12 protein-coding genes are annotated in these 16,250 nt (G+C 52.9%); 8 read left to right on the top strand and 4 right to left on the bottom strand.

What is annotated here, in order from left to right:
- The first annotated feature begins 41 nt into the window (after positions 1–41).
- The 4 genes from STSP2_RS03995 to STSP2_RS03980 all read left to right on the top strand — a co-directional run bounded on the left by STSP2_RS03995 (position 42) and on the right by STSP2_RS03980 (position 4,885).
- Positions 42–1,655: a DUF2330 domain-containing protein gene (locus STSP2_RS03995; protein WP_146660070.1), complete on the top strand. Its 1,614-nt coding sequence runs from the start codon at positions 42–44 to the stop codon at positions 1,653–1,655.
- Positions 1,656–1,676: 21 nt separating this feature from the next.
- Positions 1,677–2,432: a hypothetical protein gene (locus STSP2_RS03990; RefSeq protein ID WP_146660069.1), complete on the top strand. Its 756-nt coding sequence runs from the start codon at positions 1,677–1,679 to the stop codon at positions 2,430–2,432.
- A 360-nt stretch (positions 2,433–2,792) separates the two neighbouring features.
- Positions 2,793–3,506, top strand: a complete 714-nt coding sequence (locus STSP2_RS03985) for an SDR family NAD(P)-dependent oxidoreductase (protein WP_146660067.1) — start codon at positions 2,793–2,795, stop codon at positions 3,504–3,506.
- Between the two features lie 200 nt (positions 3,507–3,706).
- The gene (locus STSP2_RS03980; protein ID WP_146660065.1) at positions 3,707–4,885 is read left to right on the top strand and encodes a patatin-like phospholipase family protein; all 1,179 of its coding nucleotides are present in this window, start codon (positions 3,707–3,709) and stop codon (positions 4,883–4,885) included.
- Positions 4,886–5,038: 153 nt separating this feature from the next.
- Here the strand turns inward: STSP2_RS03980 and STSP2_RS03975 are convergent, their stop codons facing one another.
- The 3 genes from STSP2_RS03975 to STSP2_RS03965 form a co-directional block, all read right to left on the bottom strand.
- Positions 5,039–6,841, bottom strand: a complete 1,803-nt coding sequence (locus tag STSP2_RS03975) for a 30S ribosomal protein S1 (protein WP_146660063.1) — start codon at positions 6,839–6,841, stop codon at positions 5,039–5,041.
- A 646-nt stretch (positions 6,842–7,487) separates the two neighbouring features.
- Positions 7,488–8,339, bottom strand: coding sequence for a 4-hydroxy-3-methylbut-2-enyl diphosphate reductase (gene ispH, locus STSP2_RS03970; RefSeq protein WP_146660061.1), 852 nt, complete (start codon positions 8,337–8,339; stop codon positions 7,488–7,490).
- Positions 8,340–8,418: 79 nt separating this feature from the next.
- Positions 8,419–9,180 (bottom strand): lysophospholipid acyltransferase family protein, encoded by a 762-nt coding sequence (locus STSP2_RS03965; RefSeq protein ID WP_146660059.1) that lies wholly within the window; start codon positions 9,178–9,180, stop codon positions 8,419–8,421.
- A 597-nt stretch (positions 9,181–9,777) separates the two neighbouring features.
- Between STSP2_RS03965 and STSP2_RS03960 the strand changes: the two genes are divergently transcribed.
- The 4 genes from STSP2_RS03960 to STSP2_RS03945 all read left to right on the top strand — a co-directional run bounded on the left by STSP2_RS03960 (position 9,778) and on the right by STSP2_RS03945 (position 14,667).
- Positions 9,778–10,311, top strand: coding sequence for a sigma-70 family RNA polymerase sigma factor (locus tag STSP2_RS03960; RefSeq protein WP_169852967.1), 534 nt, complete (start codon positions 9,778–9,780; stop codon positions 10,309–10,311).
- Positions 10,308–11,978, top strand: coding sequence for a hypothetical protein (locus tag STSP2_RS03955; RefSeq protein ID WP_146660055.1), 1,671 nt, complete (start codon positions 10,308–10,310; stop codon positions 11,976–11,978). The genes STSP2_RS03960 and STSP2_RS03955 overlap by 4 nt, the downstream gene beginning before the upstream one ends.
- A gap of 65 nt (positions 11,979–12,043) precedes the next feature.
- Positions 12,044–14,026, top strand: coding sequence for a LamG-like jellyroll fold domain-containing protein (locus tag STSP2_RS03950; RefSeq protein ID WP_169852966.1), 1,983 nt, complete (start codon positions 12,044–12,046; stop codon positions 14,024–14,026).
- 176 nt (positions 14,027–14,202) lie between these two features.
- Complete coding sequence (locus STSP2_RS03945; RefSeq protein WP_146660051.1) at positions 14,203–14,667, top strand: hypothetical protein; 465 nt, start codon at positions 14,203–14,205, stop codon at positions 14,665–14,667.
- 30 nt (positions 14,668–14,697) lie between these two features.
- On the opposite strand, the gene murD is transcribed toward STSP2_RS03945, so the two are convergent.
- Entirely contained in the window at positions 14,698–16,071 is a 1,374-nt protein-coding gene (murD, locus tag STSP2_RS03940) for a UDP-N-acetylmuramoyl-L-alanine--D-glutamate ligase (RefSeq protein WP_169852965.1), read from the bottom strand.
- Between the last annotated feature and the right edge of the window lie 179 nt (positions 16,072–16,250).

Here is a 16,250-nt window from a genome sequence, read left to right as displayed (position 1 = left end):
GCAAACAATAATTCGCAAAACGATTCCGCGCAGAGGCAATCATGAAAAAGCTGATCACAACCGCATTACTGCTGACACTGATCCTCCCAGCCGCCGCACACGCCGACGGCAAGATCTTCCCACGCGCACATATAAAAGCAAAACTCGCCATGCCCAGCCAGCGCGCGATAATCTCTTACCGCGACGGCATCGAAACCCTCATAGTCGAAAGCTCATTCGAAGGCCCGGGCGAAGAATTCGGCTGGATCATCCCCGTCCCCAACGAACCAACACAATTCAAAGCCGCCACCCCAGGCCTACTCGACACCCTCGAACTAAACCTCCGCCCGAAAATTACACATATAAATTTAGAAATAATAGTTATTGCTCTGGCGGCATTATTAGTGGCCCTGTGGATACTGTTGGATGTGCTGGTAAAACGAAAACCATTTCTGATTTTTCTTTCATGCGGAACGATTCTAGTCTTTATCGTATCGGTTCTTACCATCTACTTTTTCCCGGTGCGTAGCCAGCTTAAACTCAACCTTGATCAATACGTTAACGAAACTGCCGAACAGACACTCCACGCTCTGGATCTGAATGTATTTACCCCCGACAATACCGACCAAATCAACGACTGGCTTACTGCTAATGGTTGCATCCCTTTAGCAAATGACAAGAGCAAAATCATAACTGATTATGCAGCCGACGGCTGGCACTTTATCACAGCAAAACTGCTTAATGACGGAGCCCAAACCGATCATCTCGTAACCATTCCCCTGAAAATAGTTTTTCCAACCAATAAACCCATCTACCCAGCCAGGCTTATAACAAATACAGATGGAACGAAGCTCGATCTTTTCATCATAGGCCCCGAAAAGGCACAGGCAAAAGGTCTCAACACCATCTTTGCAGATGAATTTCATAAGAATGATTACCAGGCTAATATTAATGATCAATTCGAAATCCTTGACGGGTCCGTTTTCACTGCAGATAGGTTCCACAGAACGCGCCTCAGCACCACAGCCGTCGACGATATCCTGTGGGACAATAGCTTTGTGACCAGACTGGAAGGTGAGAATCTCACAGAAGATTTACCTATCAAATTCAATGGAACTGAGGCCGAGAGAGATTTGACTTTTACCGATCCCGGTGCCACCCTCGTCGCCTCGGCCGCAGCTCTTATAGTAGCAGCAGCAATATTAACTTTTATTCGCACGGTAGGAGCAAAAAGGATATTTAGCCAAACGACAAAAAGCATTTTCCCCTTTGTTCTTCCAGCAATAGCCTTATGTGCACTTGCCGTTTTCATCGCTATTTATGCAACCTTGGACCGCTCCAGAATCGGCTTTGCCCAGAATTGGTTGCTCGACACAGGATTTGCCGATAGATTCCAAACTAAGTCCATTTATTACACCGCGTTGGATACGGCAGAAAACCTGCGCCAGGCAAACAATTTTAGTATTCAGAATATGCAAGCCGAAATGAAAGAATACACCAAAGACATGACAAACTATTACCACGGCCGTAAAGGCATCGAACAAGGCGACTCCCCCGGCGACTACCAGCTCCTCGAAGACGAACGCGGCATCGTCTTGCGAACCTACACCCAGCACGGCACACCGATCGAAATGCCCCTGCGCAAAGAGCTCGAAAACCTAAAGTCCGAAAAATAGAAACTGAACGGAGCATGGAACATGGACAGCTTCACCATAACGATCCTGTTTATAGTCGCCTCAGCGACCGTGGGCGCATTTTTCCGCCGTCGCACTCGCGACAAATGCCTCCGCACCTTCGAAAATGACACCGTGACTTATGTGCCCAAGACCGACGGTAAACAGATCAAGGGTGTAATGCGCCTCGAAAGCACCGGCTTTGAGCTCGAATACCCACCTTCAGCCCAAGACGAACACGGCAGCAGCAGCTTCATAATATACAAGGAAGAATACGGCAAGTTCCTCTGGCTCGCCCGCTACCATGATGAACTCAGCGAAAAGGGAAAACGCGACCGCGACAAGGACCTTCGCAAAACGTATCGACCCTGGTTCGGCCGCCGCCTCAAACGCCACATCATCAACATGTTCAAAACGGTCCGCGACTCCGTCGGCGAGATATTGAACGTCGTCCTCTCCGCCGCCAGAAAAACCCGCGGTGTAGGCGTCGTACTCACCTCCGGCGACAAATACGTCACACAGATGCAGTCCGAGGTCTTCGCCGCCGTCGGAACCAGCTTCGAACCCCTGCTCGAAAAACACATCGGCCAGCGTGTCATAGTCGAAGCCGCACAAAACGACGCCGCCATACTACTCACCGGCGTACTGAAGGACTACACCTCCGGATTCCTCTCGATTATGGATATCGAAAACACCGAACAAGGCTGGGGTCCCGATGGACGCGACGTTGACGTCGTGATCGCAAGACAAATCGCCACCGTTCGAGGCCTGGCAGACTGAAACTCATCCCCGCCGTCACGCAAAAAAGAACACCACGAACCCAGCCGCCACAAGCGCAGCCAGCAACGCGGGCCACTTCACATCGTCCCGGAACACACCGATCATACCCGTCACGAACGCCGCCGGAAACGCCAGAATTGAAAAGTATCCTGCAAGGACACAAATGCTGGAGCTTCACCCGGGGTTCATCATCGCGATCAAAGTCGCAACCAGCCCCGCCGAAACTATCTTCACCGAAATTGAACCCCAGTACATACCGTTATCATCCTTTCACTTTCACCCGTTTCATGTTATGCTAATGTAACACGTTAACGCCCATCATGGAAGATTATTAACGCGATTTCACCCGGAGACCCGCATATGCCAAAAGCAATAATCATCGGAGCCACCAGCGGAATTGGCCGAGCCTGCGCACTCGAACTCGCCGACCGCGGCTACGTCGTCGCAGCCACAGGCCGACGCACCGAAAAACTCGAACAGCTCAAAGACGAAATAGGCATCAACTGCCACATCCGCCGCATGGACGTAACCGACACCGAAGACGCACGCAAGGGCTTCCTGGAACTCGCCGAAAAAATGGGAGGCTGCGACACCGTCATCATCAACTCCGGCATAGGCTACGCGGACAACCGTCCCAAATGGGCTAACGAAAAATCCACCATCGACGTAAACGTCACCGGCTTCGTCGCACTCGCATCCCGGGCCCTCGACTACTTCACCGAGCACGGCGGCGGACACATCGTCGGCATCTCCTCCATCGCCGGCCTACGAGGCGGACCCTCCTGCGCATACAACGCCTCCAAAGCCTTCGTCTCAAACTATATGGACGGCCTCCGTTTCACCGCCGACAAAAACAACATCGCCGTAACCGACGTCCGACCCGGCTTCGTCGAAACCCCGCTCATCGAAGGGCGCGACCGCCTCTTCTGGGTCGCCTCCTCACAAAAAGCCGCAAAACAGATCGCCGACGCAATGCAAAACAAGAAAAAACGCGTATACATAACCCGCCGATGGACCATCATCGCCGCCCTCATAAAGATCCTCCCCGACTGGGCATACTTCCGGATCCGCTGAACGCTCCTTGCCCTCTTTCTCGCTCGAATAACTGCAAGCTGTTTCAAACCTCCTTTTGGCTCTAATAAATCACAGCCCCCCTTCCCGCAAATCCCAAACTTGCCCATTTCGCCTTATCGGCTATAATGACACTTAGAGACTTAACAACGCAACTAACATAGACGTCATTAAAACTGCTTCTGTTTTTCTGGGGGGAAAAAATGACCAGCTTCAAACCAAGAACCGTCAGCATTTCCGTAATTATTCTTCTCATAACCACCATCGCTGGCTGTGCCCGCTCACGCAGTCCATTACCGGTAGACAGAGTAGCCGACGGACAGATACCCGGCTTCAATGCAATCCGCTATTGGGAGGCTCAGCACAAACCACCCATAAACCCAAACTCGAAATACTCCTCAGGTTGTAATATCCTCGCCCTGTCCGGAGGAGGTTCCAAGGGAGCTTTCGGCGCAGGATACCTCAACGGATGGTCGGACACCGGTACGCGACCCCAATTCAACATCGTCACCGGAATCAGCACCGGCGCCCTGATTGCACCGCTCGCATTCCTGGGACCGGAATACGATGAAGAACTCGCGATAAGCTACACCACCGTCGAAACAAAAGACATCCTTCGCGCTAGAGGGCTCCTGGGCAACGGCATTCTACCTCTTCTGTTCAGCGAATCTTATGCGACCACCAAACCTCTTCAGCGCATGATAGATGGACTATTGACTCCCGAAGTATTCCGAGCTATAGCCGCAGAACACGCCAAAGGCCGCAGACTCTACATCGGAACCACAAACATCGATGCACAAAGAATGATGGTTTGGGACATGGGTGCTATCGCAAGCAGTGACCATCCCGATGCCCGAAAGCTTTTCGAAAAAGTGATGCTGGCCTCCGCATCTATCCCCGGAGCCTTCCCGCCCGTGCTCTTCGAAGTGCAAATCGACGGCAAACTCTACGATGAAATGCATGTCGACGGCGGCGTTATCACCGGTGTGATCGGTTACGGCTCAAGCCTCCAGAAAGGCCTCGACACCAACGCAGCTTGCAACCTCTACGTCATCAAAAACGGCAAGCTTGATGTCGAACATGCCCAGGTTAAACGCAAGGCTCTACCTATAATGAAACGATCGATTGCTACAATAATGAAGGCCCAGGCCTGGTCCAGCATGATACGCCTTCGAAACATTGCCAAACAGGATAATGTCACCTTCAGATATATAAGCCTGCCCGAAAACTTCGAACAAAAAGGCGAAGAAATGTTCGACCCCAAAGACATGAAACGTATGTACGACCTCGGCTACAGCATAGCAACCTCAGACAAACCATGGCAAAAAGAGGTCCCGCTCTTCAAAGAAGACGAGAAGTGGCTCTGGACACCCCCACGCTAAAATACAGCACAAAAAAACCGGCAGGCCCGAAAACCGAACCCACCGGCTGTAATCACTTACTAAATTGTCATTGCGAGGAGCCGAAGGCGACGTGGCAATCTCAAGGCCACCGCGCCCGGTTGCTCTTACAGCAATCTCACAACGTCAAGCGAACTACTCGCTCTTCTCTTCCTCAGAGCCCTCTTCGCGCTTCGGGATCTGAAGCGTATCAGGCATCAGCGAACCGTCAAGACCGCCGCGGCGTGCTTCTTCCTCACCGCCGCCTTCGCCCTCTTGAGGAGCCTGACCTGCACCAGCCTGCTCAGCTTCCTCAGCCGACCACTGCACGCGTCTCAGGCTCAGGCCGATCTTACGCGAATCGGTATCGACACGCAGTATCTTGACCTCGAGCTCATCGCCTACATTCACAACATCCTGCGGCTTGTCGATCTTCTCGTCAGCAAGCTCGCTGATATGCAGCAAACCTTCCAGATCCTCTTCCAGCTCTACGAAGACACCAAAATTCGTAAGTTTGGTGACGTGGCCCTTGACGATCTGACCAGGCATATAGTTGCTCGGGATCGCGTGCTTCCACGGATCCTCTGTAAGCTGCTTGATGCCCAGCGAAACGCGATGCTTCTCTTCGTCGACGTCCAGCACAACGCACTTGATATCCTGACCCTTATCCAGAGCCTCGTTCGGATGGTTGTACTTCTTCGTCCAGCTAAGATCACTGATGTGGATCAGCCCGTCGATACCAGGCTCGATCTCAACAAACGCACCGTAATTCGTCAGGCCGGTAACCTTCGCATCGACGATAGTACCCGCCGGATACTTCTGAGCCGCAACCGTCCACGGATTCGCTTCAAGCTGCTTGATACCAAGCGAAATTTCCTGCTTGTCCTTGTTGACGTCCAGAACGACAACTTCGATCTCTTCGCCAAGCGTAACAACATCGCCCGGATGCGAAATACGCTTCGTCCAGCTCATCTCGCTGATATGCACCAGGCCCTCGATGCCCTCTTCCAGACGGACGAACGCACCGTAGTTCATGATGTTCACGACAGTACCCTTCACGCGGGCACCGACAGGATAACGATCTTCGACAGTCTTCCACGGGCTCTCCTGCTTCTGCTTCAGGCCCAGACTGATCTTCTCGTTTTCCTTGTCCACGCCGATGACCATGACTTCGATCTCCTGATCGAATTCCACAACCTCTGAAGGATGCGAAACACGGCCCCAGCTAAGGTCAGAAATATGCAGCAGACCGTCAACACCGCCGAGATCAACAAACACACCAAAGTCCGCGATGTTCTTGACGATACCCTTGCGAACCTGGCCTTCTTCGATCTCTTCCAGGATCTTCTGCTTGCGTACTTCGCGTTCTTCTTCGATCAGACGACGACGCGAAACTACGATGTTGCGGTTATCTGTATCTATCTTGAGGATTTTGCACTCGATGTCTTCACCGATGAACCTGCTGATATCACCCGGCTTGCGGATGTCAACCTGGCTCGCAGGCAGGAATACAGGAACGCCGATATCCACCAGCAGACCACCCTTGATCCGCCTGGTAACACGACCGGTAACCACATCGCCTTCTTCCTTCGTGTTGATGATGTGTTCCCAACCGCGGATTCGGTCAGCCTTGCGCTTACTCAGCAGCATGCTGCCGTCAGCGTCCATCTCTTCCAGAAGTACCTCGATCTCCTTGCCTTCGACAATATCTTCAGGATCATCGAATTCGCTCGCTTCAACCAGGCCCTCACTCTTGAGACCCAGCTCAACGATAACGTCACTGCCGATCTGGCTGACGATCTTACCCGTCAGGATCGTTCCCGGGATCAGGTCCTCTACCTTCTGGTCAAGCTCTTTCTCGAGCAGCGAAGAACACTCCTCTGTAAAAAGCCCATTGATCTCCTGCTCCAGCTCCTCGTTGGTCATACCCAACTTGTTAACAATGTTTCTGTCTACCATAAATTTACCTGTTTCTCTCTGCGGCGTCTGTTCTACAGGACCCACCAGCGCCCCGCATTCACGCGGAAGGGTCTAAGACTGGTTATAAAAACTACAAATCGCATCAGCCAACGCAGCCAATGCCCTGTCTTCAAATAAAAAAACGGCCCAAAACTTCCCAAGGTGGTGACAACTGCTAACATTATTGTCATTGCATTGCAACCGCCACATCCTCTTTGTCATTGCGAGGAGCGAAGCGATGTGGCAATCTCAACCACAACCAGCCCAACAGCACGCCCAAAATACACAACGCCTGTCATCCCCGCGCTCCCATGTCATCCCAAACTTGATTTGGGATCCAGAGAACGAAATGCAAGTCGCACCAACCAACAATCGCAAAGGCAGGCCAACAAAACGCATGCAGCCAAAAAAAAAACGTGAGTATCGACTAAGACGCGAGTGACCACGAAACGCCCACTGCACCAGATATGTCATTGCGAGGAGCGAAGCGACGCGGCAATCTCAAACGCAACGATTGTCGATAGCTCGCCCAAACCCTGTCATCCGCCTCCGGCGGACCCAGCATAGATCAGCCATCGCGAAGCGATCCCTTATTTATAGACCGTCCAACATTCCAAAGAGCAAAAGCGGACGAACCCACGCACCGCTACTCGCCCGCCTCACCGAACGCCTTCACATGCTCGACAAAACTGTCGATCACCCGGTCCGGCGTCGAAGCGCCCGCGGTAACGCCTACGGTCTCAATTCCGCAAACTAACTTTTTATCAAGTTCTCTCCAATTTTGCAAATGAAACGTACGATTATTATGTTTTTTACACAATTCAGCCAGCTTCCGCGTATTCGCGCTGTGCAGCCCCCCCAGCACGAACATCACATCCACCTCCTTGCACAGCTTCACCGCCGCATCCTGCCGCTTTTTCGTCTCACTGCACAAAGTATTAACGATCTTTAACTCCGAAAACCCATAATCCATGATCTCCGCCACCGTCCCGCTGAAATGATCCGGGCTCTGAGTCGTCTGGCACATCACACCTAACTTCCCGTGACCGCTTAACTTATGAAGATCTTCCCTGCTCCCGATGACCGCCACGTTCTCGGCATACCCCACCACAGCCTTGACCTCCGGATGGTTCTCATCGCCGATCACGACCACCTTATAACGCTCCTTGCTGAGCTCCCTGGCGATCCGCTGAACCCGCTTAACACGCACACACGTCGCATCCACGATCCGAACGCCCTTCTTTTCCAGCTCCTCTATCTCCGCAAGCGTCGCCCCATGCGAACGGATCAGCACCGTCCCGCCCTCGATCTCGTCGATCGAATCGACCGTCTCCAGCCCGGCTTCACTAAGCTCGTCCACAATATCGTTATTATGAATTATCTGCCCCAGGCAGTACACCTTCCCGCCACTGTTTTCCGCCAAAGTCTTCCGCGCCAGATTGATCGCATTGCGAACACCCGGACAAAACCCGCACTTTTCCGCCACTTTCACTTTCATATTATCACCTGTAAACACAGTAAAATTATAGACTTAACATCACTAACTTGTCATCCGCCTCTGGCGGATCCAGCATAAATCAGCCGTCGCGAAGCGACTCCTTATCTTCTTTTCTTCCTTTCAGCTTCTTTTCCTTCGTGTTTCTACGTGATAGATTTTCGCACCTGGCACCACCCTCATCACCATAATCAAACGCCTCCTTGCCCAGCTTACGTCTCAGCTCCCCCTGCATCTCCCGCAGCTTCGCCGTAAACCGCCTCGCAAACTCCTCATCCCCCATTTCCTTTATCTCATCCGCCGTAAAAGGTTCACCGATCATCACACCGATCTGCTCCCAAAACCTCGGCCGCTTCTTACCCTTCCCCCACGCCTCATAAGCACCATCTATCACCACAGGCAGCGCCTTCGCGCCCGTCCGCCGAGTGATCAGGCTCAATCCCCCTTTCACCGCACTGATCCGCCCGTCCTCCGTCCGCGTTCCCTCCGGAAACAGGCAAAGCGTCTTGCCCTCCTTCAACTGTCCGATAATATTCCGCATAGCAGCCATATCCATCTCGCCCCGCTTGATCGGCGAAGCATGCACCGTACCTATCAGCCACCCGAAAAACCGGTTCCGAAAAAGCGTATCCCTCGCCACATACCAAAGCTCACGCCCCTGCGTCACCTGGCAGAATATAGGATCGAAATAGCTCTGATGGTTGCTCAAAAGCAGCAAGGGCCCCTCCATCGGCACGTTCTCACGACCCCAGACCCGCATCCTGAAAAATGTACGCGACAGCACCCACATCAGCACCCACGCCAACCGGTACCATAACCATCCGCATCCCTTACCAATACCCATTCCAGCAAATCTCCAAAACCACTCAAATCAAAATAACAAATCTTTGTCATCCCTTCTATGAAGCCAGTTTGAAAAAGCCGTCGCGACAAAAGAATGTCATCCCGGACCCCGATCCGGGATCCAGAGAACACAACGAGCACGCATGCACGTCCGAAAACAGCATCCGCCAGACGCGTCCAAAACAACAATCATGGCCCAAAACGCGAGTGACCACGCCCCGCATTCCGCATCGCGCACGATCGCGCACCAAAGCCTACCCACACAACCGCCCCAACGCAAGATTTTTTGCACCGTTCAGCATTCTCTAAAGACACCCGCGATTTACCAGCAAAAAGATGATCTCTCGCATGATTCCTCCGCATTAGTACTGACATAAGGCATCACACAGCAGTTGTTCTATCGTTAATTTCCGCTCACGCTCTCTCAAAATAACATCATCACGAACAAAAAATCTCGCTGAGATAAAAAATATTTCAATTTGCGCGATAATTCTTACCAGAAACTTACCTAACTTAACGTGACTAATATAAATCGCATATCAAGTTCGACCGAATTCGGCGAATAGAGTTGCAGTATTATTCAAATATGAACCCGAGTATGCCAAAACAAAACGGACGTAAAACCGAGATATTCGTGGACCTGCTAACCGCAAATTACCACAGCATCAGTTCGTTCGTACATTCACAGATACTCGATTCCTCGGATGCCGAAGACGTAATGCAGGAAACCACATCCATGCTCTGGCAGAGATTCGATGAATTCGAGATCGGAACCAATTTCGCAGCCTGGGCTTCCACAGTCGCCAGATACAGGATTCTCGAATTTCGCCGCCAAAAAAAGAAAAACCATCCACATCTCAGCCCAAAAACACTCGAGATCCTCAGCGGTGAAGCTGACCACGCACTTCAGGATACGGCCCCAAAACTAAAGGCCCTAAAAAAATGCCTCAGCGAATTACCCGTAAAGGACCACAGGGTCATCGACATGAAATACCGCCACGGTATAGGCGTCAATTCCATCGCGGATAAGTTCCAGACCTCCGCATCAGCTATATATAGGACTCTCACAAGAACAAAAGAGGTCCTTATGCGTTGCGTAAACAAAAAAATAAAGCATGAGGGGCTGCTGTGAGCTGGTCAAAGAAAGATCAACGAAAACTCCAGGTTCTTATCGACAACGCCGCCGAAAGACGAATCGACGCCGAAGGCATGCGCGAACTGGACCTAATGCTGCAGACCCAGCCCCAGGCAAGGGCATTCTATTTCGAATACATCCAGCTCAACGAATGCCTCAAAGGGCTCCTCTGCGACACCGGCAACATTGAACTGCCCGAAAATGACTCCCAGCCGATCACCTCGCCTGCAACAGACATGCAGCTTTGGCGTGAACTGCTGGACCAAGAACGCTCCGCCCAAACCGTAGTGCAAAACCAGCCTACACAAAAAAATCAAAATGGATCCGCCGAGATCGTGCGCCCCAGGCAACAACCCATAGCAGCCAAAAGAAAGATCAGCAAGTTCGCAATCGCAACTGCCGTCACCTCCCTCGCCGCCTCATTCTTCCTCATCGCAGGAATCTTCATAGCCGAGCACTTCGCACAACAAGAAGTCGCAACCATAATTGATACCATCGACGCACAATGGTCAACCAATCTCAAAGCCGGCGACAGACTGAAAACACGAGACGACAGCATCCGCCTCGAAAGCGGCTTCGCTGAACTGCTCTTCGACAACGATGCCAAAGTCGTCCTCGAAGGGCCCGCCGACATAGACATCATCACCCCTGACCAGATACAGCTCAAACTCGGCAGACTCTACTCCTTCGTACCGCCCCAGGCATGCGGCTTCACGGTCCTTACCGCAGATTCAAAGATCATGGACCTCGGAACCGAGTTCGGCATCGAAGCAACCTCAAACGGAACAGTGGAACTCCATGTCATCACCGGAAAAACGGTCCTGGTCGCAGGCCGCGGCAAAGACAAATCCAGCCGCGAAGTCACCCAGCAGCAGGCCCGCACCGTTGATCCCGCCACCGGCCAGGTTTATAACATTGACTGCAAGCAAAGAACATTCGCTCGTGACATAGACTCACAGCAAAACCTTGTCTGGAGAGGTGAAAACGTAAATCTCGCCGACATCGTCGCAGGCGGCTTCAACGAAGGAACCGGACGATTCAACAATGGTTTCGATTCCACAACCGGCTGGCTTCTCCCACCGGACGGCAAGAACATGAAACAGTCTAACGGAACCTTCAACTCTCTGCTCGAAAATTCGTACATAGACGGAGTCTTCTCACCCCAGCCCGACATGGCCCCGGCAGTGATCTCTTCAACAGGACTCATCTTCAATGAATGCCCAAAAACCAACGGCCGATTCTGGAGAGGCATTTTCAAATCAAAGTGGAAAGATGATTTCCAGCTTCCTGCCGATTACCCCTACGATCCGACCTCCGCTCTAAGCATACATCCCAATCAGGGCATTACCTTCGACCTCAACGCAATTCGAAACCGCTGCGAAGGAAGAGGCAAACCCCTGACCCGATTCAACGGCGTCTATGGTATCTCACCGGATGCACTCAAAAGCAAAAAGAATATAACCTCCAGCATCCACATTCTCGTCGACGGAAAACTCCGATTAGAAAAGATCGACTACAAACCAGGCCAACCAGGCGTCCTCGTCGACATCCCCATAAACCCCGAAGACAGGTTCCTGACCATAATCAGCACTGACGGAACCAACAATAATTCGCTTTCATGTTGGGCAAAGATCGCCAACCCAATACTGATTTTCGAAGACTGACACTGTAAGTAATTTTTATGTATAACCAGAATGTTAATTTGTTCCTTTTTTATGGAGGTAGCACAATGATGAAGAAACTCGCTTTACTAACCCTCGTTATCGGCCTCGTTGGCTTTGTCAACGCCGAACAGGTCTACAGACTCGACTTCGGACCGGCAGACCAGGATCTGCAGTCTGGCTTTACAAGCGTACAGTTTGACACGCCTGTAACCATCGACGGTGCGGACTTCCACGTCACCTCGTCGACGGGCTCGGCCTCGCACATGACAAACGGCAACAGCGCCGGTGAACTCGACGGCCTGCCAGAACTCAACCTGCTCTACGACTACATCCGACAAACATCAGGCGGCGGCTCCGTCACACTCACTTTCTCAAGCGTAAAATCCGCCACCTACACCCTCAGATACTGGCAATGGGTACGCGACATCTACAACGTCCCCGAAAACGTCAAGCTGCAGGAACAGGGCGGATCCGTTGTATACGACTTCGGCAAGATAATCAAAAGCACAACACCATACGAAACCGTCGTCTACCTCGACTCCACGAAAACATACGAACTCGTCATGTCCGATGCCAGCGCCAGAAATTACGCATACATCGCTGGCTTCGAACTCATCGAAAACTTCGACAAGGCTCACAACCCCACACCACGCCCAGCCGAAGATTTCGTAAGCACCAACGTAACACTCGAATGGAACACTGCAAAGATATCCGACACCGAGATCAACCCCGACGTAAACAAGCACTATCTTTACGGCAACATCAACAACGCTGCCGGCGACCCCAACATGTACTACATCACCGAAATCCCCGTTAACGGCGAAACTGCTTCCTACGGCCCAATCACACTCGACTACAACACCACCTACACATGGAAGGTCGAAGAAGGCATCGCTGACGGCGCAGGCGGAACATACCCACCAGGCGACCCCGGCAACATCGACGGCTACGAATGGACATTCACCACGACACCAGCAATCCCCGTCATCACAACTGACCCCGTCAGCCAGCTCGTAGAAGCAGGCGCAGACGCAACATTCACAGTCTCCACCGAAAACGCCGACAACATTGACTGGTACAAATACGTCGACGGAACCATCACCAACGACACCTACATAGCTTCAGGCTCGACCCTGACCATCACTGGCGCAACAGCAGCCGATGAAGGCCGCTATTTTGCAGTCGCAACCAACAACCAGACAACCGACCAGATCCAATCCGCAACTGCACGCCTCATGACAAAACGCCTCGTCGCACACTGGGACTTCGAAGGCGACCTCATCGACGAAGTCGCAGGCTTCACAGGCATCGCCACCGACCCCAACCAGGCCGACGGCGACAACCCTGCATTCAGCTACGTCACCGGCGTCAACGGTTTCGGCCAGGCCCTTGAACTCACCGCTGACACCTACGTCGAAGTACAGAACAGCGTCGACGCATTCAACTTCTACCCAACCGGCTTCACCGTCAGCGCATGGGTCAAAAAGGACGGCGGCGGCTACCAGGGCTACATCGGTAAGAACGACCGCAACAGCACCGACACCCAGCAGGGCTTCAGCCTCTATCAGCAGTACAGCAACGGCGGCGTCATTCTCCGCGAAGCGGGCGGCCTCTACGCACCTTCCGGAACCGACGTCAACGACAACAACTGGCACCTCGTCGTAGGCCTCTACGACGCCGATGCCGGCAGACTCGCGGTTTACGTCGACGGCCTACTCACAGGCGAAACCAGCGTCTCAGGCAGCCCCCTCGAGAACAACTCGCCTCTGCTGCTCGGCGTCCAGGACGTCAACACCGAAACAGGCCAGCTATACTGGCCCTTCAACGGTACACTCGACGAAGTCAAGCTCTACAGCTATCCGATCAGCGACACTGCTATCGGCTACGAATACCTCGACTTCAACGAAGGCACAATGTGCGTTGACGACGAAGGCCTCCAGTTCGACTTCAACGATGACTGCGTAGTAGACATCAACGACTTCGCCGAATTCGCAAGCACCTGGCTCAACTGCCGCGAGATCCCAACCTGCCTCGCAGACCCACGCTAACGGCAGCTTGACACGAAGCGTTTTCTACGAACGCTTCAGCTAAACAGCAAATCCCGGTCCGTCACCAGGCGGATCGGGATTTTTCATGCGCCCAAACATAACCGATAACAAAACTTGATATTCCCCCGTGATACACTATAATAGCTCTTGAACTCTATCAAACCGAGGAGCCCATAATGACCGAACACATTAAACGCCCGCTCTCCCTGAAGATCATCGCCGCATTATTCATCGTTGATGGAGTCCTGCGGATCCTCACAATGTTCGTCACCCGCTTCCAGAACAGCCCCATCACACCGATCATCGGCATAATCACACTCTTCGCCGGCTGTGGACTGCTAACCCTCAGCTCCGGCTGGCGCACCTTCATACTCGTCATCCTCTGGTTCTACATGATATACATACCGAGCATCATCGCGATCAGTATCAAATATAACATATACAAGCTCACACCCGTAAACACCGAAATCTTCCAGCGCCCTTTGTTTTATATCATGGCATACTTGCTCTGCCTGTTCTTATTCGTCCTCTGGATGTACCGCGTCCTCACCCGCCCCGAAGTCCGCAAACTATTCACCCAAAAACAAACCCCAAAACCGCAAACCGAACAGCCCCTCACCGACCAGCCAACACAATCATAACTGAATCCCAACCACCGCAACACTCAACGATCACCCCCGCAACTGCCCCACGTATTCCTTGAACAGCTCCCCGCGCTGCTGAAAATTGTCGAACATATCATAACTCGCACACGCCGGGCTCATCAGCACCACGTCCCCCCGCTCCGCCAGCCGACTGGCACACTCAACCGCCTCCTTGAGCGAATCGACCACCCTGACCAACGTCTTCGCCTTCATATCCGCCTTTATCGCCTCCGCAATAGAATCCGCCGTCTGCCCGATCAGCACCGCCGCCTTCACCTTCCGTGCGATCTTCAGCCCCAGCTCCTCGAACGGTATGTTCTTGTCATACCCCCCCGCGATCAGCACCTTCTCCTCATCGAACGCGTCTATCGCCGCCATCGTACTCACCGGCGTCGTCGCGATGCTGTCATTATAATATCCCACACCCTGTACTCGCCCCACAAACTCCAGCCGATGCGCCAAAGGCTCGAACCCCCCGATCACCTTCGCAACCGCCTCCTCCCCGATCCCGAACTGCTCCGCCGCCCGCATCGCACCCGCAAGGTTCGTCAGGTTCATCCTCCCCGCAAGCCGAAATCTCTCCCGCACCCCCTTATGCACATCCTTCGCCCTAAACGTCACACACTTCCGCCCCGCCTGCCCTTCGTACTTATGATACAGCTTCATCGCCACCGGATCCTCCCCGCAGAATATCGAAACCGCGGGTTCATCCTCGCTCAATTCCTGATTCGCAAACAGACTCTCCTTCGCAGCACAGTAAGCAGCAAACGTCCCGTGCCGATCCAGGTGATTCGGCGTCAAATTCGTCAGCAGTGAAACCCAAGGCGCGGCCCCGATCCGATCAAGCTGCTCGGCCTGAAAGCTCGAAATCTCCAGCACCACCACATCCTCCGCCGCCACCTCCCCCAGTGTACCCAGCAAAGGCCGATTTCCGATGTTCCCCCCAAGCCACACCTTGCGATACTTCTTATCCGCCGCCCCCGCCGCTTTGTCCAATATATGATATGTCAGCGCCGTCGTCGTACTCTTGCCGTTGGCCCCCGTGATCCCAACTATCTTCGCGGGACAAAGCTGAAAAAATATCTCCATCTGCGACGTCACCACCGCCCCCGCCCGCTTCGCAAGCTCGACATACTGGTTTCTCGGATCCACCGCCGGATTGACGATCACCACATCCGCCGTCGCAAACTCCCGCTCAACATGCCCGCCCAGGCTCAGCGAAATATTCTCATACTCCCCCAGCCGCTTCACCGCCGCATCCAGCGCACCCTTGGGCGCAAGATCGGTCACAATCACATTCGCCCCCGCCTGGGCCGCAAAAACAGCACTGTCAACCCCCCCGCCGAACCGGCCAAGCCCCATAACAACAACTGTCTTACCCCGTAAACTTTCACGATCCATATCAAAAGCCAGCATCAAAAAACAACAAATTGTCAAATCAATCTGTCATCCGTCGCAGGCGGGCCCAGCATAAAAAAGCCGTCGCGAAGAGACTCCTAATTTTGTCATTGCGAGGAGCGTAGCGACGTGGCAATCTCAAAGCCAACGCTTTTCACTGGCACTTTAAGCACAGCTTCCGC

Source organism: Anaerohalosphaera lusitana (assembly GCF_002007645.1).
Classification (GTDB): Bacteria; Planctomycetota; Phycisphaerae; order Sedimentisphaerales; family Anaerohalosphaeraceae; genus Anaerohalosphaera; species Anaerohalosphaera lusitana.
Note: the sequence above shows the minus strand (reverse complement) of the source record. Positions and strands in the feature narration are given on the sequence as shown.

Bases quoted from the DNA above. Each gene is read 5' to 3' on its own strand.
- STSP2_RS03990 (WP_146660069.1), top strand. From the start codon at position 1,677: ATGGACAGCTTCACCATAACGATCCTGTTTATAGTCGCCTCAGCGACC.
- STSP2_RS03980 (WP_146660065.1), top strand. From the start codon at position 3,707: ATGACCAGCTTCAAACCAAGAACCGTCAGCATTTCCGTAATTATTCTT.
- ispH (WP_146660061.1), bottom strand. From the start codon at position 8,339: ATGAAAGTGAAAGTGGCGGAAAAGTGCGGGTTTTGTCCGGGTGTTCGC.
- STSP2_RS03945 (WP_146660051.1), top strand. From the start codon at position 14,203: ATGACCGAACACATTAAACGCCCGCTCTCCCTGAAGATCATCGCCGCA.
- STSP2_RS03960 (WP_169852967.1), top strand. From the start codon at position 9,778: ATGCCAAAACAAAACGGACGTAAAACCGAGATATTCGTGGACCTGCTA.
- STSP2_RS03965 (WP_146660059.1), bottom strand. From the start codon at position 9,180: ATGGGTATTGGTAAGGGATGCGGATGGTTATGGTACCGGTTGGCGTGG.
- STSP2_RS03985 (WP_146660067.1), top strand. From the start codon at position 2,793: ATGCCAAAAGCAATAATCATCGGAGCCACCAGCGGAATTGGCCGAGCC.
- STSP2_RS03950 (WP_169852966.1), top strand. From the start codon at position 12,044: ATGATGAAGAAACTCGCTTTACTAACCCTCGTTATCGGCCTCGTTGGC.
- STSP2_RS03995 (WP_146660070.1), top strand. From the start codon at position 42: ATGAAAAAGCTGATCACAACCGCATTACTGCTGACACTGATCCTCCCA.
- murD (WP_169852965.1), bottom strand. From the start codon at position 16,071: ATGGATCGTGAAAGTTTACGGGGTAAGACAGTTGTTGTTATGGGGCTT.
- STSP2_RS03975 (WP_146660063.1), bottom strand. From the start codon at position 6,841: ATGGTAGACAGAAACATTGTTAACAAGTTGGGTATGACCAACGAGGAG.